Source organism: Delftia tsuruhatensis NBRC 16741 (assembly GCF_001571325.1).
GTDB lineage: Bacteria > Pseudomonadota > Gammaproteobacteria > Burkholderiales > Burkholderiaceae_C > Comamonas > Comamonas tsuruhatensis.
In genome coordinates this window covers 79,373-99,769 of record NZ_BCTO01000026.1, presented here as the reverse complement: position 1 = coordinate 99,769, position 20,397 = coordinate 79,373, and the positions used below count along the sequence as shown (strand labels likewise).

Here is a 20,397-nt window from a genome sequence, read left to right as displayed (position 1 = left end):
ATTTACTGGGAGCGGCCCCAGGGGCCGCGGTCCGGCTGGCGCCAAAAGCGTGGGCGCTTGCCGGATGGCTCGGCCCCGGGCTCGCCCTCGCCCTCGCCTTTGCCTTTGCCGTGCTCATGCAATTGCTTGCCGGCCTGCTCGACCTTGCGGGCCGTGCGTTCCAGCTGCGTGGGCAGATGCGAGGGAATGTCGAGCTCCGCCTGCTCGACCACGCGAATGCAGTCCTGGATGTGGCGCTCTCCCAGGTAGCGCAGCGTGGCGTAGCCCAGGGCGGCCGCTGCAGCCTGGCCGGCGAGCGGCACGTACTTTGCCGCTTGGGTTGCCGTCATGCGCATGCCGGCAGCGCGTGCCAGGCGCACCACCATGTCGCGCGTGATCAGCTTGCCGATCAGTACCGAGCCGACCATGGCCACGGCCTTTTGCACCTGCTCGCGCTTGCCGGGGTCCAGCCTGTCCAGCTGTTCGGGCGTGAGGCCGAACTCACGGTTGATGCGCGGCAGCAGGCGCGCCAGCAGGGCTGCGTCAACCAGCCAGTCCAGCCCCGGGATGGGCAGGCTGCTGGCTGCGGCTCCCACCAGCGCACGCCGGTGCAGCAGCTTGCGCGCGCTCTCTGCGGCCTGCGCCACATCGTGGCGCGGTGGTGGAGGGGGAGGGGTCTTGTCCGATGTGCGAAAGATCATGCGTGCCAGTGGGTCCGGGGCAGATGTCGATCAGGAGAATGCGCCAGCCGGAGGAGGCGGCTGGCGCCGGTGCGGTCAGCGTGCGCTCTTGCTGCGCACCAGGCTGTAGATGAAGAGGATGACGATGGCGCCAACGATGGAGGCGATCCAGCCAGCGGGCTGCCCGGCTTCATACCAGCCCATGGCGACACCGACATAGCTGGCAAGAAACGATCCTGCCACACCAAGCAGGATGGTCATGATCCAGCCAAGGCTGTCGTCGCCGGGTTTGAGTGCGCGCGCCAGCAGGCCAACGACCAGGCCAACGATGAGGGTGCCAATCAAGGACATCATGCTTTTCTCCGAACTGAAGCTTCCATGCCGCGACTCTAGGGCCCGGCGCATGCCGGCCCTGTCGGACAGCGTCTCAACCTGGGACGAAGGCAGTGCAGTGCGCTGAAAAACAAAACGCCTGCATCTGCAGGCGCCAGGACTGGGGGAGGGCAGACAGCCCGCCGTGGTTACTGCAGCTGGCTTGCCTGCATCTGCATGGCCAAGGCAGCCTTGCTGGCGTCCAGGCCCAGGCCGTCGGAGTCCTGCACGCGACGGGCGCCATCGAATCGGCGGGCCCAGTAGGCGCTTTGCATGCTTTCCACGCGCACCTGTGCACCGGTGCGAGGGGCATGAATGAAGTTGCCGTCGCCGACATAGATGCCGACGTGGCTGAAGGCGCGGCGCATGGTGTTGAAGAACACCAGATCGCCGGGCTTGAGTTCGTTCTTGTCGATTTTTTCCGTGGCCTGTGCCTGCTGGTCAGCGCGACGCGGCAGGACCTTGCCCAGGGTCTCGGAGTAGATGGCACGGACAAAGCCGCTGCAGTCGAAGCCGGTCTCGGCACTGTTGCCGCCGCGACGGTAGGGAACGCCGATGAAGCCCATGGCGGTCACGACCAGGTCGGAGGTCTTTTCGGCGACGCTCTGTCGTGCTTCCTTGACGAAGTCGGAAGTGCGCTCCGCCATGTGGTGGCGGGCTTCGCGCAGCTGCGAGATGAGGCTGCGGTTGACCAGCAGCTGGTTCATATCGTCGTCACGCAGCTCGGGCGGAGCCGCGTGTGCAGTGGCGCTGACGAACAGGAGTGCGATAAGCCATCGGGACATGGGGCGCGAGATTACCACGCAAAAACGTAGGACAAATTCGATAAGACCCCCGAAGGCCCGGGTTTTTGAGCCACCTCAGGAATCGCCGGCGCCCGGCGGTGATGGCCCCCAAGCTGCGACAATAGCGGGCTGTCCTGTTTTCCGATAAGAAGGGCGGCCCGCGCCGCCTCGTATTCCAAGAAAGATCCGCCATGCTGCTTGAAGCCTCCGACTCCCAGCTTGTACTCGTCGATTACCAGGAGCGCCTGATGCCGGCCATCTTCGAGGGCCCGGCAGTCCTGGCCAATGCCGTGAAACTGGCTCGTCTGGCGCATCTGGTGGAAGTGCCGGTGTTCGGCACCGAACAGAACCCCTCGCGCCTGGGTGCCAACGATGCCCGACTGCGCGCGCTGTGCGACAGGACACTGTCCAAGATGCATTTCAGCGCCGTGTCCGAAGGACTGGGCGAGTGGCTGCGTCCGCCTGCACGTCCCCAGGGCGGCAATGCGCGCAGCCTGCCCAAGCACCTGCAAAAGCCCCAGCAGCAGGCGCCCGAGCGCAGCATGGTGGTGATTGCCGGCTGCGAAGCCCATGTCTGCCTGCTGCAGACGGCGCTGGAACTGCTGGAGGACGAGTTCGACGTCTGGGTCGTCACCGATGCCTGCAGCTCGCGCACCGAGCGCAACCGCGATGCTGCCTTCGATCGCCTGGCCGGCGCGGGTGCCGAACTGGTGACCACGGAGATGGTGGCCTTCGAGTGGCTGCGCAGCTGCGAGCACCCGGCCTTCAAAGATCTGCTGGCCCTGGTCAAGTAAGCCACTGAAGCGATGGTTTTCGTCGAGGCGCCTGCACGGCGCCTTTTTTTACGCCCGTCGCAAGGCGGGGCCATGAAAGACGAATGGGACGGAGGGGGCCGGCCCGGGTCGCTGTGCAGGATTTGTCAGCTTTGGGCAAGCGCATTATGAATAATTATGAATTCAGAAGCCGCCAATCCATGACAACGACAGGAGACAGACAATGGCCCCGCGTTTCGACGATTTCCACCGCCGCTCCATCCAGGAGCGCGATGCCTTCTGGGCCGAGCAGGCCGGCCGCATCGACTGGCATGTGCCGCCCCAGCGCATCTGCGACTATGACAACCCGCCGTTCGCCAGGTGGTTCGTGGGCGGCCAGACCAATCTTTGCCACAACGCCGTGGACCGGCACCTGGCCGAGCGCGCCGACCAGAATGCGCTGATCGCCATCTCCACCGAGACCGGCACCGAGAAGGTCTATACCTACCGCGAACTGCATGCCGAGGTGCAGCGCATGGCCGCCGCGCTGCAGTCGCTGGGCGTGCAAAAGGGCGACCGCGTCCAGATCTACATGCCCATGATTGCCGAGGCGGCCTTTGCCATGCTGGCCTGTGCGCGGCTGGGTGCCATCCATTCGGTGGTGTTCGGCGGCTTTGCGTCGGCGGCGCTGGCCTCGCGCATCGACGATGCCGAGCCCAAGGTCATCATCAGTGCCGACGCGGGCTCGCGCGGCGGGCGCGTCGTGGCCTACAAGCCTTTGCTGGACGAGGCCCTGCAACTGGCCAGCCACAAGCCAGCGGCCGTGCTCATCGTGGACCGTGGCCTGGCGCCTGCGCCCATGCGCGCCGGCCGCGACCACGACTGGACCAGCCTGCGTGCGCTGCACGCCGACGCCCAGGTCGCCTGCACCTGGGTGGAATCCACCGACCCCAGCTACACGCTCTACACCAGCGGCACCACGGGGCGCCCCAAGGGCGTGCAGCGCGACACGGGCGGCTACACGGTGGCGCTGGCCGCCAGCATGCCGCTGATCTTCGGGGCCGAGGCGGGCCAGACCTTTTTCTGCACCAGCGACATCGGCTGGGTCGTGGGGCACAGCTACATCATCTATGGGCCCCTGATCGCGGGCATGGCCACCGTGCTCTACGAGGGCCTGCCCATACGCCCCGACGCGGGCATCTGGTGGAGCATCGTGGAGAAGTACCGGGTCACCCACATGTTCTCGGCGCCCACGGCCATCCGCGTGCTCAAGAAGCACGATGCCGAGTACCTGCACCGCCACGATATCTCCAGCCTCAAGGCGCTGTGGCTGGCCGGCGAGCCGCTGGACGAGCCCACGGCGCAGTGGATCAGCCAGGCCCTGGGCAAGCCCATCATCGACAACTACTGGCAGACCGAGACCGGCTGGCCCATCCTCACGCTGTGCAACGGCGTGGAGCAGCAGACCACGCGCTTCGGCAGTCCCGGCAAGGCCGTCTATGGCTATGACGTGAAACTGATCGACGAGGCCACGGGCGAGGAGCTGCTCGGCGCCGGGCAAAAGGGCGTGCTGGCCATCGAGGGACCGCTGCCGCCGGGCTGCATGCAGACCGTCTGGCGTGACGATCAGCGCTTCGTCAACACCTACTGGAAGAGCATTCCGGGCCGCATGGTCTACAGCACCTTCGATTGGGGCATTCGCGACGAGGACGGCTACTTCTTCATCCTGGGCCGCACGGACGACGTGATCAACGTGGCCGGCCACCGCCTTGGCACGCGCGAGATCGAGGAATGCATCTCCGCCCACCCCCAGGTGGCCGAAGTCGCCGTGGTCGGCGTGGCCGATACGCTCAAGGGCCAGGTGGCGCTGGCCTTTGCCGTGCCCCGGACGGCGCTGGAGGGCGAGGCCGAGCGCGCGGCTCTGCAGGCCGATGTGATGAAGCTGGTCGATGCGCGGCTGGGCGCCGTGGCCCGGCCCTCGCGCGTGGTCTTCGTCAGTGCGTTGCCCAAGACGCGCAGCGGCAAGCTGCTGCGCCGTGCCATGCAGGCCGTGGCCGAGGGGCGCGACCCGGGCGACCTCAGCACCATGGAAGATCCGGCTGCGCTGGCCCAGGTGCAGCAGCAGCTGTGAGGCAGGGCACGCGCCACAACCGCTTGCAGCCGGGGTGATGTGCGGCGGCGCCCCTGCCTGCCGCGCCTACAAGCCTGCCGCGCCTACAATCGCGCCTTGGGCCGCAGCCGGGCCAGGTCCCCAGGCTGCGGCGCCCTGTTTTCAACCGACGAGAAAGCGTTTTCGACGTGCAGGTCGCATCTTCCATCTTCAAAGCCTATGACATCCGCGGCATCGTGCCGTCCACGCTCAACGAGGAGGTGGCGCTCGGCGTGGGCCGCGCCTTCGGCATGGCGGCCCTGGCGGCCGGCGAGACCGTGGTGGCCGTGGGACGCGATGGCCGCCTGTCGGGACCCTCGCTGTCCGCGGCGCTGATCGCCGGGCTGACCGAGGTCGGCATCGAGGTGATCGACATCGGCCTGGCCACCACGCCCATGCTGTACTACGCAGCCAGCACGCTGGCGCGCTCGGGCATCCAGGTCACGGGCAGCCACAATCCCAAGGACTACAACGGTTTCAAGATGGTGCTGGCCGGCCGCGCCATCTACGGCGAGGAAATCCAGGCGCTGCGCCGCCGCGTCGAAAGCGATGACTGGACAATCACGGGCACCGGCAGCGTGCGCCGCGCCGATGTGCAGGCCGACTACCAGGCGCGCATCGTGGGTGATGTGAAGCTGGCGCGCCCCATCAAGATCGTGGTGGACTGCGGCAACGGCGTGGCCGGGGCCTCGGCGCCCGGCATCTTCCGCGCCCTGGGCTGCGAGGTGATCGAACTGTTCTCCGAAGTGGACGGTGAATTCCCCAACCACCATCCCGATCCCAGCAAGCCCGAGAACCTGCGCGACGTGATCGAGGCGCTGCGCACCTCGGACGCCGAACTGGGCCTGGCCTTCGACGGTGACGGCGACCGCCTGGGCATCGTCACCAAGGAAGGCCAGAACATCTTCCCCGACCGCCAGATGATGCTGTTCGCCAAGGACGTGCTCTCGCGCGTGCCGGGCGGCAGCATCGTCTACGACGTCAAATGCACGCAGCGCCTGGCGCCCGCCATCCGCGAGGCCGGGGGCGAGCCCGTGATGTTCAAGACCGGGCACTCCCTGGTCAAGGCCCGCATGAAGGAGCTGGACGCGCCGCTGGGCGGCGAGATGAGCGGCCACATCTTCTTCAAGGAGCGCTGGTATGGCTTCGATGACGGCACCTACGCGGGCTGCCGCCTGCTGGAGATCGTCAGCCGCGAGGCCGACCCCAGTGCCTTGCTCAACGCGCTGCCCACCAGCTTTTCCACCCCTGAACTGAATGTGGCCTGCGCCGAGGGCGAGCCCCATCGCCTGGCCGCCGAACTGCAGGCCCTGGCCGCCGAGACCTTTGCCGCACCGGCCCAGGTCAGCACCATCGACGGCCTGCGCGTGGACTGGGCCGACGGCTTCGGCCTGATCCGCGCCAGCAACACCACGCCCGTGCTGGTGCTGCGCTTCGAGGGCCAGACCCAGGAGGCGCTGTCGCGCATCGAGACGCAGATGCTGGCGCTGCTGGAGCGCGTCAAGCCCGGCGCGCAGGTTGGCGGTGCCGCGCACTGATTTGCGCGCCAGGCGATGACTTCCCGCTCTCCCACGTCCTGGGCGCGCGCGCTGTACAGCGCCGTGACCTGGGCGGCGCAGCCGCTGCTGCGACGCAAGCTGCTGCGCCGCGCCGAGGCCGAGCCCGTCTATGCCGAGCACATTCCCGAGCGCTTTGGCCGCTACCAGCCGGCCACGCTGGGGCAGGACGGACGCGGCCTGTGGATCTGGATTCATGCCGTATCGCTGGGTGAGACGCGCGCTGCCGCCATCTTGCTGACCGCGCTGCGCGAGCGCCTGCCCGGCATGCGCCTGCTGCTGACCCATGGCACGGCCACAGGCCGCACAGAAGGCCGCCGGCTGCTGCAGTCCGGCGACCTGCAGGTCTGGCAGCCCTGGGATACGCCGGCGGCCGTGCGCCGCTTCGTGCAGCAGTTCAGGCCCGCAGTCGGCGTGCTCATGGAAACCGAGGTCTGGCCCAACCTGGTCGCCATCTGCCGCGAAGAGGGCGTGCCGCTGGCGCTGGCCAATGCGCGGCTCAGCGACAAATCGCTGGGCCAGGCACTGCGCGTGGCGCCGCTGGCGCGGCCCACCTATGCCGCCCTGGCCGCCGCCTGGGCGCAGACCGAGGACGATGCGCAGCGCCTGCGCCTGCTGGGTGCGCCCGTGCGCGGCGTGCTCGGCAACCTGAAATTCGATGCGCGTCCGGACGCGGCGCTGCTGGAGCGCGCCCGGCAATGGAAGTCCGGCCTGTCCCGCCCTGTGGTGCTGCTGGCCAGCAGCCGGGAGGGCGAGGAGGCCATGCTGCTGTCCGCCCTGCGCACGCTGGGGCCGGCAGGCCGGGCCGTGCAATGGCTGGTCGTGCCGCGCCATCCGCAGCGCTTTGACGAAGTGGCGGCGCTGCTGGCTGGCGGCGGCCTGCATGTCTCGCGCCGCAGCCAGTGGGTGGGTGGCCCGCCCTGCGGAGCTGCGGCGGATGACATCGACATCTGGCTGGGTGATTCGCTGGGCGAGATGGCCCTGTACTACGGCCTGGCCGACGCCACGCTCATGGGCGGCAGCTTTGCGCCGCTGGGCGGCCAGAACCTCATCGAGGCCCTGGCCTGCGACTGCCCCGTGGTGCTGGGGCCGCACACCTTCAACTTCAGCGAGGCCTCGGACCTGGCCTGCGAGGCCGGCGCCGCGCTGCGCGCACCCGACCTGGAGCACGGGCTGCGCCTGGCCGTGGACCTGGCCGGGGACCGCCAGTCCCACGCCCATGCCGTGGCCCAGGCGCGCGGCTTTCTGGACCAGCACCGTGGGGCCGCGCAGGCCACGGCGCAGGCGGTGACCGGGCTGGTGCAGTCCCAACCGTTGCGCTGAGCACTAGGTTTTCGGCTGGCGGTATCCGCAGGCCGGATCAGCCGGCGTCCTGCAGCACGGGCAGGCTGACACTCGCCAGCAGCCCTCCATCCTCCGCACTGAGCAGCTCGATGCTGCCGCCGTGCCGCTCGGTCACGGTCCTGGCGATGGCCAGGCCCAGGCCGCTGCCGCTCTGGCTCTGGTCGGGTACGCGGAAGAAGCGGTCGAAGACACGCTGGCGCCAGGCCTCGGCAATGCCCGGGCCACGGTCGCGCACCTGGAGCACGGCCTGGTCGCCCTGGCGCTGCAGGCGCACGCTGATGGTGGCGTGCGCGGGGCTGTATTTGATGGCGTTGTCCACGAGGTTGTCGATCAGCGAGACCAGGCCTTCGCGTTCGCCCATCACGCTCAGTGGCTCGCTGGCTTCCAGGGCCAGTTCCACCGGGCGGCGGCAGGCCAGGGCGTCGAGTGCGGCGAGCCGGTCTTCCAGCAGCAGGTCCAGGCGCAGCGGCTGCATGGCCATGCCGGGCGCTTCGGTCTCGCTGCGCATGAGCTGCAGCAGCTGGGCCACCATGCGGCTGGCGCGCTGGTTGCTGCGCAGCAGGCTGTCCATGAGTTCCTGCTGGCGCGGTTCGCTGCCAAGGCGCAGCAGGGCCTCGACGTTGACGTGCATGGCTGCCAGCGGCGTGCGCAGTTCGTGGGCTGCATCGGCGATGAGGTTGCGCTCGCGCTCGCTGCTGGAGCGTACGCGGGCCAGCAGGGCGTTGATGTCCTGCACCAGCGGCCGCAGCTCGGCATGTGGCGGCGCATAGGTGAGCGCGCTGAGGTCGTCGGGGCCGCGTGTGGCCAGCTCGTCGCCCACACGGCGCAGCGGGCGCAGCGCCGCGCGCACCGACCACCAGGCCGGAAAGGCCAGGAAGGGCAGGCTGATCAGCAGCGGCAGCAGGTAATAGCTGCGGGTGTTGAGGGTGATCAGCAGTTCCTTGAAGGACGGCAGCATCAGCGTGACTTCGGTCTGGCCCGAGGCCGAGCGCAGCGTGCTCATGCGCCAGGTCTGCCCTTCGAAATCTATGTCCTCGACCGTGTCCAGCACGCGGTTGCGCAGGGTGGGTGCCGGCGTGGGCGAGCGGTACAGGAGCTGGCCGCGCTGCCAGACCAGCAGCGTGGGCGTGAAGCGGATGTCGTCGTCTCCATCGCTGTATTCATGGCGCAGGGCCGTGTCCAGCGCGGCCAGGCTGTGCTGCTGGCGGTCCGGAAGGTCGGCCAGGTCCTCGGCCACTGCCATGACAAGTTCGTAGACAGGCTTGCTGACCAGCAATTCATTGTGGAAGTGGGCCATGTAGATGGCTGCCACCAGCAACGCGGTCCAGATCGCGGTGAGTACGCCCATCTGGGCCAGCAGCATCCGCCGGCCCAGTGTGGGCCGCAGCCAGCGGCGCCATCTCGGGCTGGCCTGTTGCCCCTGCACGGTCTGCGATGTCATGGTCAGGACAGGGGAGCCATCGGCTGCGAGTCGATGACATAGCCAATGCCGCGCACCGTGCGTATGAAGCCCGGCCCGATCTTGCGGCGCAGGTTGGAGACATGGACCTCCAGCGCATTGCTGCCGTTGGCGCTGCCTCCCGGGATGACTTCCTCCTCGATGCCGCTGCGCGTGACCACGCGGTCCATGCGCCGCAGCAGCAGGGCCAGCAGGTCGAATTCGCAGCGGGACAGCTCGACGTTCTGGCCTGCAACGCTGACACGGCGCGTGGGCTCGTGCAGCGACAGGCCGCGCAGATGAAGCGTTCCGTCGCCCTGCCCATAGCTGCGGCGCGCCAGGGCGCGCACGCGTGACACCAGTTCGGCCAGGGCAAAGGGCTTGACCAGATAGTCATCGGCGCCGCTGTCCAGGCCGTGCAGCCGGTCATGCAGGCTGTCGCGTGCGCTCAGGATCAGCACGGGCAGGCGGCGCCATTCGCGGCGCAGGCGCGTGAGCAGGCTGATGCCGTCGCCATCGGGCAGGCCCAGGTCCAGCAACACCATCTCGAAGCTTTGCTGCTCCAGCGTGCGCAGCGCATCGGACAGGCGGCGCACCCAGACCACGTCCATGGCGTGATCGCCCAATGCGATGCGCACGCCATTGCCCAGATCCAGATCGTCCTCCACCAGCAGCAGTCTCATCGTGTGTTCCCTGTGCCGCTCCCATGCCGCGGACCGGCGCCTGCGGGAGGGCTGCCGCGAGTATCGGTCAAGGCGGGGACGATGCGCTTCAGCATCCCTTCAGGAAAGCCAGGGCAGGTCTTCAGGCGGGTTTGCCACAGTGGCCCGCTCGACAACTCCGAAGAAGGCGCGCATGCCAAGACTCTCCCGCTGTTCCTTGCTGAGCCGCCTGGCGGCGCTGTGCGCGCTGGCTGCCTGGATGCTGGTCGTGGCGGGTTTACGTGCCTCGGCTTTGCCAGAGCACAGGGCTGCGGCGCCAGGCGCGCGGCCCACGGCGGCCGGGCATCAGCCCGGGGCACTGCCGGCCGTGCGGGCGCTTCAGGGATTCAAGGGGCTGGCGCGCGGAGCGACAGCGCATCGATGGCGCGCAGGTCGTCGTCGCTGAGCGTGCCGGCGGCCTGGCGCAGCTTGAGCTGGCCCAGCAGCACCTGGTAGCGCGCCAGGGCCAGGTCGCGCTGGGTCTGGTAGAGCTGGCTTTGCGCGTTGAGCACGTCGATGTTGATGCGCACGCCGACCTCGTAGCCGAGCTTGTTGGCGTCCAGCGCGCTTTGGCTGGACGCCAGCGCGGCCTCCAGCGCCTTGACCTGGGCCTGGCCCGACTGCACGCCGAAGAAGGCCGTGCGCGTGCTCTGCTCCACGTTGCGCTGGGCGTCGTCCAGCTGTGCGCGCGCCTTGTCTTCCAGCGCCAGGGTTTCCTTGATGCGGTTTTGCACGGCAAAGCCGGCGAACAGCGGCAGGTTCATGACCACGCCCACGCTGGCGGCATTGGTGCGGTAGCTGGTGCCGATCTGCGGGGTGACCGAACCGTTGGGATAGCGGTTGACCACGTAGCCGGCCTGCAGGTCCACGGTGGGCTTGTGGCCGGCCTCGGCTTTCTTCGTTTCCAGCTGGGCGATGTCCAGCGCCAGGCGGGCCTGGCGCAGCTGGGGCTGGCCTTGCAGGGCGGTGTCCACCCAGGCCTGGGCATCGGCGGGCATCAGGGCCGGCAACTGCAGCGGCTGGGCCAGCGGGCGGGGCACGGTGCCCACGGCGCCGACGATCTGGTCCAGCACCAGGCGCTTGACGCGCAGATCGTTCTCGGCGGCGATTTCCTGGGCACCGGCCAGGTCGAACCGGGCCTGGGCTTCGCGCGAGTCGGTGATGGTGGCCGTGCCGACCTCGAAGTTGCGCTTGGCGAATTCCAGCTGCTGTGCAATGGCGGCCTTCTGTGCCTTGACCACGGCCAGGCTGTCCTGGGCACCCAGGACATCGAAGTAGGCCTGGGCCACGCGAACCAGCAGGTTCTGCTCGCCGCTGTCCAACTGGGCGCGCGCCACGTCCACGCCGCGCTGGCCCTGGTCGTAGGCGATCTTGTTGGCCGGGCGGTACAGCGGCTGCTGGGCGCTGAGCTGCAGGTTCTGCTGGGGCGAGCGAAAGCTCCCCGGCAGCACGCTGACTTCCACATGCGATGTGTTGGCGCCCGCCTGCAGGCCCACGCTGGGCAGAAGGCCCGAGCGCGCCTGCTCGGCACGGCTGGCGGCGGCCTGGGCGTCGGCCTGCTGGGCCTGCCACTGGGCGTCGTAGCCGCGTGCCTTGGCGACCAACTCCGACAGGCTCTGGCCCGTGGCCGATGAGGCTGTCACGGCGGGCAAGCCCGAGGCCGGGGCGGCAGGGACGGTGGACTGGGCCAGAGCGGTCCCCATGCCGCAGGCACACAGCAGCAAGGCGATCTGGCGAAGGGGCCAGGCGTGTGGGCGGGGCGGGGCGTAAGCGACAGGGGCAAGGGGCCGAAGCAGGGGCATAGAGGTCCTCGAATCAAAACACAGTCGTCACGAAGCACCGGGGACGGCGGGTTGGCCGTGTCCCGGGCTTCTTTTGCGTCTTGCCGCTCAGTAGCGCGGCACGCCTGGGTCGCGCTCGCGCGACCAGGCATCGATGCCTCCGCTGATATTGGCCACGGTCTCGAAGCCGTTGTTCATCAGGAAGGCAGCGACATGCATGCTGCGTGCGCCGTGATGGCACAGGCAGGCTGTGGGGTGATCCGGATCGAGTTCCTGCAGGCGCGAGGGAATCTCGCCCATGGGGATGCAGCGCAGCTCGAAGCCCTCGGGGCGTACGCTGGCCTGGGCCACTTCCCAGGGCTCGCGCACGTCCAGCACCAGGGGCAGGGCATCGGAGCCGCTGGAGTGCTGGGTCAGCCAATCGTTGAGTTGCGCGGGAGGCACTTGGGGAAGCATCGGAAAGATCCTTGCGGAATGGAATGGGGTTGCGGCAGCGGCCATGGTCCTGCGGGCATCGGCCGCTGCAGCGGGTTTCAGAACGTGAAGCGCGAGGGCTCTTCGAAGTTGGCCAGGCGGGCGGTCACCACGTCCCAGGGCTGGCTCGTCTCGAACTGGTGGCCGTTCTTGCGCACCAGCGTGAAACGCATCATGGGCAGCTGGCCGACGATGGCTGCCAGGCGGCCGCCGTCGTTGAGCTGGGCCAGCAGGGCCTGCGGCACCTGGGCCACCGAGCCGCTGAGCACGATGGCGTCGAACTGGCCCAGGGCAGCCGCTGCCGTGGCGCCATCGGCCAGCTTGACCTCGGCATTGGTGATGCCTGCGCCCAGCAGGTTTTCGCGGGCCATCTCGGCCAGCTCGGGCACGATTTCCAGCGTCACGACTTCCTTGGCCTGGGCGGCCAGCAGGGCGGCCATATAGCCCGAGCCGGCGCCGATTTCCAGCACGCGGTCGGTGGGCTTGATCTTCAGGTCCTGCAGCATGCGCGCCTCGATGCGCGGGGCCAGCATGCACCAGCCCTTGGCGGCGGCTTCCTCGGCCGGGGCGACCAGGGGGATTTCCAGGTCCATGAAGGCCAGGCCGGCATGCTCGGGCGGCACGAAATTCTCGCGGTGCACCTTGCCCAGCAGCGCCAGCACTTCTTCATCAAGCACGTTCCAGGGGCGGATCTGTTGCTCGATCATGTTGTAGCGCGCGTGCGCTTGGGCGCTGTGGTGTTCGGGCAGGCTGTTCAGGGGCAGGCTCATGGGGTATCTCCGGAGAAAGACTTGTCAGGACAAACCTTTGATTCTACGAGTCTCGCGGCAGGGTGGGGGCGCTGGCGGCGCCTTGGCCGGGGGCCGCATCGTGCTGGTTGCCGTTCCACAGACGCCGCAGCCACTGGGAGAAGTCGTCGAGGTAGCAATAGACCACGGGCACGACCACCAGGGTCAGCAGGGAGGAAGTCACCACGCCGCCGATCACCGACTGGCCCATGGGCGCACGCTGCTCGGAGCCCTCGCTGAGCGCGAAGGCCAGGGGCACCATGCCGAAGATCATGGCCAGCGTGGTCATCAGGATGGGGCGCAGCCGCACGCGCGCCGCCAGCAACAGGGCCTGCTCGCGCGGCAGGCCGTCGCGGATCTGGCCGGTGTCCGGGTCGCTGTGCGGCCCGCGCGCACGGATGGCGAAGTCCACCAGCAAGATGGCGTTCTTGGTGACCAGTCCCATGAGCATGACCACGCCGATGATGGAGAACATGGACAGGGCCGAGCCGAACATCATCAGCGCCAGCACCACGCCGATCAGCGTCAGCGGCAGCGAGGTCATCAGCGCCAGCGGCTGCAGGAAGCTCTTGAACTGGCTGGCCAGGATCATGTAGATGAAGATGATGGCCAGCGCCAGGGCGGACACGGCATAGCCGAAGGACTCGTTCATGCTCTTGGTGGCGCCGCTGAACTGCGTGCGGTAGCCGGGCGGCAGGGCGATGTCGGCCAAGGCCTTGCGGATGTCGGCCGAGACCTCGCCGCTGGAGCGCAGGTAGACGTTGCCGCTGAAGGCGACCTCGCGCGTCATGTCGCGGCGGTTGATCTGGCTGGGGCCGGTGCCGGGCGTGACGGTGGCCACCTGGTTCAGCCGCACGATGCGCATGTTGCCGTCGCCGGAGGTGGAGGGCAGGGCGAAGGGCAGGCGCTCCAGGTCCTGGGGCGTGCTGCGCGATTCGGGCGCCAGGCGCACCTTGACGTCATAGGTCTGGTCGTCGCTGGCGCGCCAGTTGCCCACGGTCTGGCCGGCCACCCAGGTGCGCAGCGCGGCGGCCATGGAGCCTACCGACAGGCCCAGGTCGGCGGCCGCATCGCGCCGCACGGTGATGTCGATCACGGGCTTGTCGGGCTTGAGGCTGCTGTCCAGGTCCACCAGTCCGGAAATGCCGCGCAGGCGTTCCATCACCACGCGGTTCAGGCGCTCCAGCTCGCCCAGGTCCGGGCCCTGCAGCGAGAATTCGACCTGTTTTTGCCCGCCCACGGGCTCGCGCTGGCCCACATGGGTGACGGTGATGCCGGGCACGCTTTGCAACTGCTCGCGCAGCACGCCCGACAGTTCGTCACCGCTGCGCTGGCGCAAATGGCGGTCCAGCAGGCGGATGTAGATGCTAGCGTATATCTTGCCCTGGGCCGTGCCGGTGTTGATGGTGGCCAGCGTGTAGCGGACCTCGGGCAGGGCGCGGATGATGGCATCGACCTGGCGTGCCTTGGCCTCGGTGGCCTCGATGGACGAGCCCACGGGCGTGTTGAAGCTCACCGTGGTCTCGGAGAAATCGGCCTTGGGCACGAATTCCGTGCCCAGCAGCGGCACCAGGAAGATGCTGGCCACGAAGATGGCCAGCGCCGCCGCCAGCGTGGCGATCTTGTGGCGCAGCGCCCAGCCCAGCACGTCCTGGTAGAAGTGGGACAGCGAGTCGGTGGCGCGCTCGAACCAAGCCGTGACCCGGCCCAGCGTGCGGTCGTAGAGGCTGCGGCCGCGCTGCTCGCCATGGGCGTGGATGGTCGGGTCGTGCCAGACGCTGGACAGCATGGGGTCCAGCGTGAAGCTCACGAACATGGAGATCATCACGGCCGCCACGATCGTGATGCCGAATTCGTGGAAGAACTTGCCGATGATGCCGCCCATGAAGCCGATGGGCAGGAACACCGCCACGATGGACAGCGTGGTGGCCAGCACGGCCAGGCCGATCTCCTGCGTGCCGTCGAGCGCGGCGGCATGCGCGTCCTTGCCCATCTGCACATGGCGCACGATGTTCTCGCGCACCACGATGGCGTCGTCGATCAGCAGGCCCACGCACAGCGACAGCGCCATCAGCGTGATCATGTTGATCGAGAAGCCGAACCAGTACATGAACAAAAAGGTGCCGATCAGCGCAATGGGCAGCGTCAGCCCCGTGATCACCGTGGAGCGCCAGGAGTTCAGGAACAGGAAGACGATGAGCACCGTCAGTGCCGCGCCCTCGATCAGCGTCTGGCGCACGTTGTTGACGGCCACGCGGATGGGGCGGGCGCTGTCGGCAATCGGCTCCAGCCGCACGCCGGCCGGCACTTCGGCGGCGATCTCGCGCAGCGTGGCGTTCAGGCCGTCCACGACTTCGATGGTGTTCTCGTCCTGGGCCTTCTGCACGGACAGCAGCAGTGTGCGGCTGCTGTTGTACAGGGCCACGGTTTCCAGTTCGCCCGCGCCGTCCTGCACGCGGGCCAGCTGGCCCAGCCGCACGGGAGCGCCGCCGCGCTGGGCGACGATGATGCGCTCGAAGTCCTGCGGGCGCTTCATGCGTGCGTCGATCTGCACCACGCGCTCCTGCTCGCGCGAGCGGATGGCGCCCAGCGGCAGGTCCTGGTTCTCGCTACGCACGGCGTTCACGATCTGGTCGGGCGTGATGGCATAGGCTTCCAGCGCCTCGGGCTGCAGGTAGATGTTGATTTCGCGCGGCGTGGCGCCCACCAGGTTGACGGCGCCCACGCCGCGCACGTTCTCCAGCCGCTTCTTGAGGACCTGGTCGGCCCAGCTGGTCAGCGCGACGGCATCGGGCGCCTTGGCGCCGGCATCGGCCTGGGGCAGCACGGCCACGGACCAGATGGGCGAGCTGGCCGGATCGAAGCGCAGCACGCGCGGCTCCTTGACCTCGTCGCGCAGGGTGGGGCGCACCGAGGCCACCTTCTCGCGCACGTCTTCGGCAGCGCGGCGGCCATCGACATGCAACTGGAATTCGATGATGACGACGCTGGTGCTTTCATAGCTGCGCGAGGTCAGCGCGTTGATGCCGGCAATGGAGTTGACGCCTTCCTCGATCTTCTTGGTGACCTCGGACTCCACGATCTCGGGCGAGGCGCCCGGATAGTCCACCGTGACCACGACCACGGGGAAGTCCACATTCGGGAACTGGTCCACCTTGAGTCGCTGGTAGGAAAACACACCCAGCACCATGAGGGCCAGCATGAGCATGGTGGCGAACACAGGGTTGGCCAGGCTGACGCGCGTGAACCACATGGTCAGCGGGCTCCGGGGGCCGGCGCAGCCTGGGTCTGCGGCGCTTGCATCTGCTGCGACGGCTGCATCTGCACCGCCGTGCCCGCGCGCAGGCCGCCCACACTGCCGGCCAGTACCCTGTCACCGGCCTGCAGGCCGGTGGATACGGCAATCCAGGTGGCCCCATCCTGCGCGCTCTGGCTGCCCAGCGTGACCGGGCGGTGCTGCACGCGCAGCAGGCTCTTGTCCGCTTCGGACTCGTCCGCAGGCTGCAGCAGCTGCACATAGGGTTGGGGCTGGTCGGTGCGCACGGCGGTCAGGGGCACGGCCAGCTGTTCGGTCTGCCCCGTGACAATGCTGCCCTGCAGGTACAGGCCCGGGCGCACGATGGGGATGGATCTGCCGGCGGCGCCTGCGTTGACCGGTGCAGCCTGCACACGCAGATAGACGGCCACGCTGCGCGAACCTGCCTGGGCGCTGGGGTTGATGCGTACCACGCGCGCGGGCACGGCGGCCACATCGTCGCCCGCGCCCTGGACCTGCAACAGGGCCTGCTGGCCGACCTGCACACGCACCGAATCGGCGGGCGCGAGCTGGGCCACCACCTCGAGCTCGGAGGGATCGACGATCTCCAGCACCCGCGTTTCCACGCCCACGCGCTCGCCGTCCTGCACCAGACGCTGGGCGACCTGCCCGTCCATGGGGCTGCGCAGCACGCTGTCGGTCACGCTCTTGCGTGCCACATCGGCGGCTGCCTGGGCGGCGGCCAGGTTGGCGCGGGCGGCGTCAAGATTGGATTGGGACGTGGCCAGTGCCGTGGTCGAGATGAAGCCCTGGGTGACCAGGGCCTGGTTGTTGTCGTGCTGGCGCTGGGCCAGCTGCAGCTGCGCCTGGGCCGCGTCGGCCTGCTGGCGGGCCTGCCGCCAGCGGGCCTCGACCTCGGTGGCGTCCACGCGGGCCAGTTCCTGGCCCTTGCGCACGCTGTCGCCCTCGCGCACCTGCAGGCCGCGCAGCTCGCCGGCCACATAGGCCTTGACCACGGCGCTGCGCACGGCCTGCACCACGCCGCTGACGGGCACGGTCAATTGCAACTGGCGCGGCTGCAGCTGCACCACCTCCTGCGGGCCCACGCGCACCGGCATCTCGCGCGGCTGGGTGGCCGCGGCAATGGCGGCCTGCTTGCTGTGCCGGGTGGATGCGGCGCGCCATGCGCTGGCGCCGATGGCGATCATTAAGGCCAGGCCGATCAGCCAGCCGGTGCGACGCTTCATGGTGTGGGCGGGGAGGAGGGTGGTGAGGTGGCTGCAAGGGGCTGGCACATGCCATGCAGCAGGTAGTCGATCTGGGATTCCAGAAACCGCTCGGGATCGAAGTCGCCGTGCGGCAGGCAGCCGCCCAGTGAATGCTTCCAGATCATCAGGAACATCATCGGGGCGACCACGCAGTGCACGGACAGGTCCAGATCCATGGGCCGGAACTCGCCACGCTCCACGCCGCGCTGCAGGATGCGCCGGATCAGTTCATGGCCTGGAAGAACCACCTCCTGGTGATAGAACTGCGACAGCTCGGGAAAATTGCCCGCCTCGCTGAGCATGAGCTTGGTGATGCCCGACGCCTTGGTGCTGCCGATGCGCTCCCACCAGGACTTGAAGCAGTAGCGCAGCAGATCGGTGGACGGTGCGCAGTAGTTGTCGAGTTCCTCGCTCCACTCGCCGAAGCGGCCCGCGATGCTGTGGCGCACCACGGCCTTGAAAAGCTCCTGCTTGCTCGCGAAATAGAGGAACAGCGTGCCCTTGGAAACCCCGGCCCGGGCGGCGACCTCTTCGACGCGGGTGGCGGCGTAGCCCTTTTCCACGAAGAGGTCGAGCGCGGCTTCCAGCAGCTCGCCCGGACGCTCGTGCTTGCGGCGGCTGCGCTTTCCGGAGGGCTCGGTGGGGGCGGGTGAAGAGGCGGGGGAGTCGGTCACGGAAAATTAATGACTGATGGGTTAGTTATCGTAACCGCAGAACCGTTCGTCGTCACCTGGCTTGTGCATGGGCTAACCTGTAGGCGCAACGGCCTGCATGCATTGCGTGTGGTCATTTTTTCGATTTCTCACAGAAAAGGCGCATATGACGACTGAAACCATTTATCTGGGCGGCGGCTGTTTCTGGTGCACCGAAGCCGTTTTCGACCGCGTGCGCGGCGTGAGCGACGTGCAAAGCGGCTACGCCAACGGCGATCTGGACGATCCCAGCTACGAAGACATCTGCACCGGGCAGACCGGCCATGCCGAGGTCATCCGCGTGCAGTTCGACCCTGCGGTGATTCCGCTGCGCGACCTGTTGACCGTGTTCTTCGGCACGCACGATCCGACCACGCTCAACCGCCAGGGCAACGACGTGGGCACGCAGTACCGCAGCGCGATCTACACCACGAATGACCATCAGGCGGAGGTCGCACGTACGCTGATCTCCGAGCTGGCCCAGGCGGGCGCGTATGACGCTCCCATCGTGACCGAGGTCCAGCCCCTGGCCAGCTACTGGCCCGCAGAGGACTATCACCAGGACTACTTCCTGAACCATCCCAGCCAGGGCTACTGCGCCTTCGTGGTGGGGCCCAAGGTGCAGAAATTCCGGGGTGCCTTTGCGCGCTGGGTCAAGCAATGAGCCCAGGTGGGCGGGTTGTGTAAGCGGTTGTGATTTGCGGGCATAATGCAACCCGGTTGCGATAACGGTGTCCTGTCGCGCTCTGCAGCCCGCTCTTGCATTGCCCATGTCATCGCCGACTCCCTCCCCCTTGCTCTTGCCTTGCGGCATGCGTTCGACCCGCGCCACGCGGGCCGTGCTGGCGCTGTGGGAGGCGCGCGCCGATGCGCTGTTGAGCGAGGCGGATGTGGAAGCCGCCCTGCATGCCCAGGGCGTGCAGGTCAACCGCGTCACCGTCTACCGGCTGCTGGACCGGCTGGCCGCAGCCGGCGTGTTGCGCCGCAGCGTGGATGCGGCACGCGTGGCCCGGTACGGCAGGCCCCTTCAGGGCGCGGCCTGCGAAGGCGACGCCGCTGCGCACTTCGAGTGTGCTGATTGCCACAGCGCCTTTCGTCTGGGCGGCGAGGCAGGCGGGGGCGGTGAGCAACTGCAGGCCGCCTTGCTGCAATTGCGGCAGGCGCTGGCAGCCAGCGGCCTGCAGGGCCAGGCCATCGATGTGTCGGTGACGGGGCGGTGCCAGGTCTGCAGCGGCACCGGGCACTCCCGGAATGATCCGTCCGTGTGAGGTGGCCGTCTTCCCCTTTTTCTCTTGCATAGCCCTTCAGGATCTCGCATGACTTTTTCCCCCTTCCGTTCCGTTTCCCTGATCCTGGCCGCTGTCTTTCTGGCCGCTGCGGCCCAGGCGCACGATCACGGCCAAGACCATGACCATGCCAAGACCCCGGCGGACGCCAAGGCACAGGGTGGCTCGGTGCAACTGGATGCCCATGCCCGTGCCGACATGGAGCGCCACCGCTCGATGGCCAAGGCCCACGAGGCCGCCGCACAGTGTCTGGCGGCAGGGCGTGACCATGCGCAATGCCACAAGCAGCTGCAGGCCGACTGCAAGGGCCTGGCGCTGGGCAAGTTCTGCGGCATGCGCCATGCGCATTGAGCGCGGCATTGCCCGCCGTGCACTGCTGTGAGCAGTCGCCCGTCTTTGTGACGGGATGCTGGAACCTGCCCCGCCAATTGGCGCATACACTCTGCGCTGCCTGACCCGCTCCTGATTCATCCATGCCCTTCAAACTCCCGAGTCGCCACTCGCCTGCGCCCGCCTCACGGCTTGCGTTGCGCGGTGCCGTGCCGAATCGGGGTTGGCTTTTGGCCTGGTTGCTGGTCTGGTCCATCGCACTGGCGCCGTTGCTGGGCCAGATGCACCGTGTGGTGCATGCTGGCGGCCTGGCCTCGGCCACGGCCCATGGCCCGGTCGAGGTGGTGGCCACCTCCTGCGCTGCACCCGTCGACTGGGTGCATGCGCTGTTCTCGGGCCACGGCCCGGCGGACTGCCAACTGCTGGACCAGTTGCACGAAGGCATGGCGGGGCCACCGCCCGCCGTGGCGCTGCCGCCTTTCTGGGGCGAACAGGCCGAGCCCGCCCAGCCGCCCATCGTGCGCGATGGCCGCGTGCTGGCGGCTTTCTTCGATGCGCGTGGTCCCCCGCATCCCATCACTGCCCGCCTGGCGGCTTGAACCTTGGGCGGCGGCGCTGCATGCGCCCGCCCATTGAAGCTGTTTGCGCGCGCCTTCCTGCATTGCACGCAAGAGGCGCTGTGCCCAGGTTGGACAGATCCTGAATGCATATCCGATCGGATGGCTGCGTGCGCCTGCATGGCGCACCCCGGTTGTCCGTTTCCGAC

The 20,397-nt window shown here is 68.2% G+C and carries 19 protein-coding genes; 8 read left to right on the top strand and 11 right to left on the bottom strand.

Annotation, left to right across the window (positions count from 1 at the left end; all coding sequences use genetic code 11):
• Positions 1-2: 2 nt before the first annotated feature.
• From DTS01S_RS14180 to DTS01S_RS14170, 3 genes are all read right to left on the bottom strand, one after another.
• Positions 3-680, bottom strand: coding sequence for a hypothetical protein (locus DTS01S_RS14180; protein WP_061287925.1), 678 nt, complete (start codon positions 678-680; stop codon positions 3-5).
• A 75-nt stretch (positions 681-755) separates the two neighbouring features.
• The gene (locus DTS01S_RS14175) at positions 756-1,013 is read right to left on the bottom strand and encodes a GlsB/YeaQ/YmgE family stress response membrane protein (RefSeq protein ID WP_012205794.1); all 258 of its coding nucleotides are present in this window, start codon (positions 1,011-1,013) and stop codon (positions 756-758) included.
• Between the two features lie 167 nt (positions 1,014-1,180).
• Positions 1,181-1,816 (bottom strand): C40 family peptidase, encoded by a 636-nt coding sequence (locus tag DTS01S_RS14170; RefSeq protein ID WP_016447097.1) that lies wholly within the window; start codon positions 1,814-1,816, stop codon positions 1,181-1,183.
• Between the two features lie 191 nt (positions 1,817-2,007).
• On the opposite strand from DTS01S_RS14170, the gene DTS01S_RS14165 reads away from it, so the two are divergent.
• The 4 genes from DTS01S_RS14165 (at position 2,008) to DTS01S_RS14150 (ending at position 7,596) form a co-directional block, all read left to right on the top strand.
• Positions 2,008-2,610: an isochorismatase family protein gene (locus DTS01S_RS14165; RefSeq protein WP_061287924.1), complete on the top strand. Its 603-nt coding sequence runs from the start codon at positions 2,008-2,010 to the stop codon at positions 2,608-2,610.
• A 202-nt stretch (positions 2,611-2,812) separates the two neighbouring features.
• A complete protein-coding gene (locus DTS01S_RS14160; RefSeq protein ID WP_061287923.1) occupies positions 2,813-4,699 on the top strand; it encodes a propionate--CoA ligase in 1,887 nt (628 codons plus the stop codon).
• A 167-nt stretch (positions 4,700-4,866) separates the two neighbouring features.
• Positions 4,867-6,255, top strand: coding sequence for a phosphomannomutase/phosphoglucomutase (locus tag DTS01S_RS14155; protein WP_061287922.1), 1,389 nt, complete (start codon positions 4,867-4,869; stop codon positions 6,253-6,255).
• A 15-nt stretch (positions 6,256-6,270) separates the two neighbouring features.
• Positions 6,271-7,596, top strand: a complete 1,326-nt coding sequence (locus tag DTS01S_RS14150) for a 3-deoxy-D-manno-octulosonic acid transferase (RefSeq protein ID WP_061287921.1) — start codon at positions 6,271-6,273, stop codon at positions 7,594-7,596.
• A gap of 37 nt (positions 7,597-7,633) precedes the next feature.
• On the opposite strand, the gene DTS01S_RS14145 is transcribed toward DTS01S_RS14150, so the two are convergent.
• From DTS01S_RS14145 to DTS01S_RS14110, 8 genes are all read right to left on the bottom strand, one after another.
• Positions 7,634-9,058 carry a sensor histidine kinase gene (locus DTS01S_RS14145; RefSeq protein WP_016447092.1) on the bottom strand — a complete coding sequence of 475 codons (1,425 nt, stop codon included), beginning with the start codon at positions 9,056-9,058 and terminating at the stop codon, positions 7,634-7,636.
• A 2-nt stretch (positions 9,059-9,060) separates the two neighbouring features.
• A complete protein-coding gene (locus tag DTS01S_RS14140) occupies positions 9,061-9,738 on the bottom strand; it encodes a response regulator (protein ID WP_013802240.1) in 678 nt (225 codons plus the stop codon).
• A gap of 365 nt (positions 9,739-10,103) precedes the next feature.
• Positions 10,104-11,558, bottom strand: coding sequence for a TolC family outer membrane protein (locus tag DTS01S_RS14135; protein ID WP_016451715.1), 1,455 nt, complete (start codon positions 11,556-11,558; stop codon positions 10,104-10,106).
• 87 nt (positions 11,559-11,645) lie between these two features.
• The gene (locus DTS01S_RS14130; RefSeq protein WP_016447089.1) at positions 11,646-11,993 is read right to left on the bottom strand and encodes a rhodanese-like domain-containing protein; all 348 of its coding nucleotides are present in this window, start codon (positions 11,991-11,993) and stop codon (positions 11,646-11,648) included.
• Between the two features lie 77 nt (positions 11,994-12,070).
• Positions 12,071-12,781, bottom strand: coding sequence for a protein-L-isoaspartate O-methyltransferase family protein (locus DTS01S_RS14125; RefSeq protein ID WP_016447088.1), 711 nt, complete (start codon positions 12,779-12,781; stop codon positions 12,071-12,073).
• Between the two features lie 43 nt (positions 12,782-12,824).
• On the bottom strand, positions 12,825-16,052 hold the full coding sequence (locus tag DTS01S_RS14120; RefSeq protein ID WP_061287920.1) for an efflux RND transporter permease subunit: 3,228 nt from the start codon (positions 16,050-16,052) through the stop codon (positions 12,825-12,827).
• A gap of 2 nt (positions 16,053-16,054) precedes the next feature.
• Complete coding sequence (locus tag DTS01S_RS14115) at positions 16,055-17,302, bottom strand: efflux RND transporter periplasmic adaptor subunit (protein WP_061287919.1); 1,248 nt, start codon at positions 17,300-17,302, stop codon at positions 16,055-16,057.
• Entirely contained in the window at positions 17,299-17,997 is a 699-nt protein-coding gene (locus tag DTS01S_RS14110; RefSeq protein WP_061287918.1) for a TetR/AcrR family transcriptional regulator, read from the bottom strand. Before DTS01S_RS14110 ends, DTS01S_RS14115 begins: the two co-directional genes overlap by 4 nt.
• Before the next feature lie 145 nt (positions 17,998-18,142).
• Between DTS01S_RS14110 and msrA the strand changes: the two genes are divergently transcribed.
• The 4 genes from msrA (at position 18,143) to DTS01S_RS14090 (ending at position 20,230) form a co-directional block, all read left to right on the top strand.
• Positions 18,143-18,679: a peptide-methionine (S)-S-oxide reductase MsrA gene (gene msrA / locus DTS01S_RS14105; protein WP_016447084.1), complete on the top strand. Its 537-nt coding sequence runs from the start codon at positions 18,143-18,145 to the stop codon at positions 18,677-18,679.
• A gap of 148 nt (positions 18,680-18,827) precedes the next feature.
• Positions 18,828-19,283 (top strand): transcriptional repressor, encoded by a 456-nt coding sequence (locus tag DTS01S_RS14100; RefSeq protein ID WP_016447083.1) that lies wholly within the window; start codon positions 18,828-18,830, stop codon positions 19,281-19,283.
• Between the two features lie 48 nt (positions 19,284-19,331).
• Positions 19,332-19,652 carry a hypothetical protein gene (locus tag DTS01S_RS14095; RefSeq protein ID WP_046987381.1) on the top strand — a complete coding sequence of 107 codons (321 nt, stop codon included), beginning with the start codon at positions 19,332-19,334 and terminating at the stop codon, positions 19,650-19,652.
• A 209-nt stretch (positions 19,653-19,861) separates the two neighbouring features.
• Positions 19,862-20,230 carry a hypothetical protein gene (locus DTS01S_RS14090; protein ID WP_223275282.1) on the top strand — a complete coding sequence of 123 codons (369 nt, stop codon included), beginning with the start codon at positions 19,862-19,864 and terminating at the stop codon, positions 20,228-20,230.
• Positions 20,231-20,397: the final 167 nt, after the last annotated feature.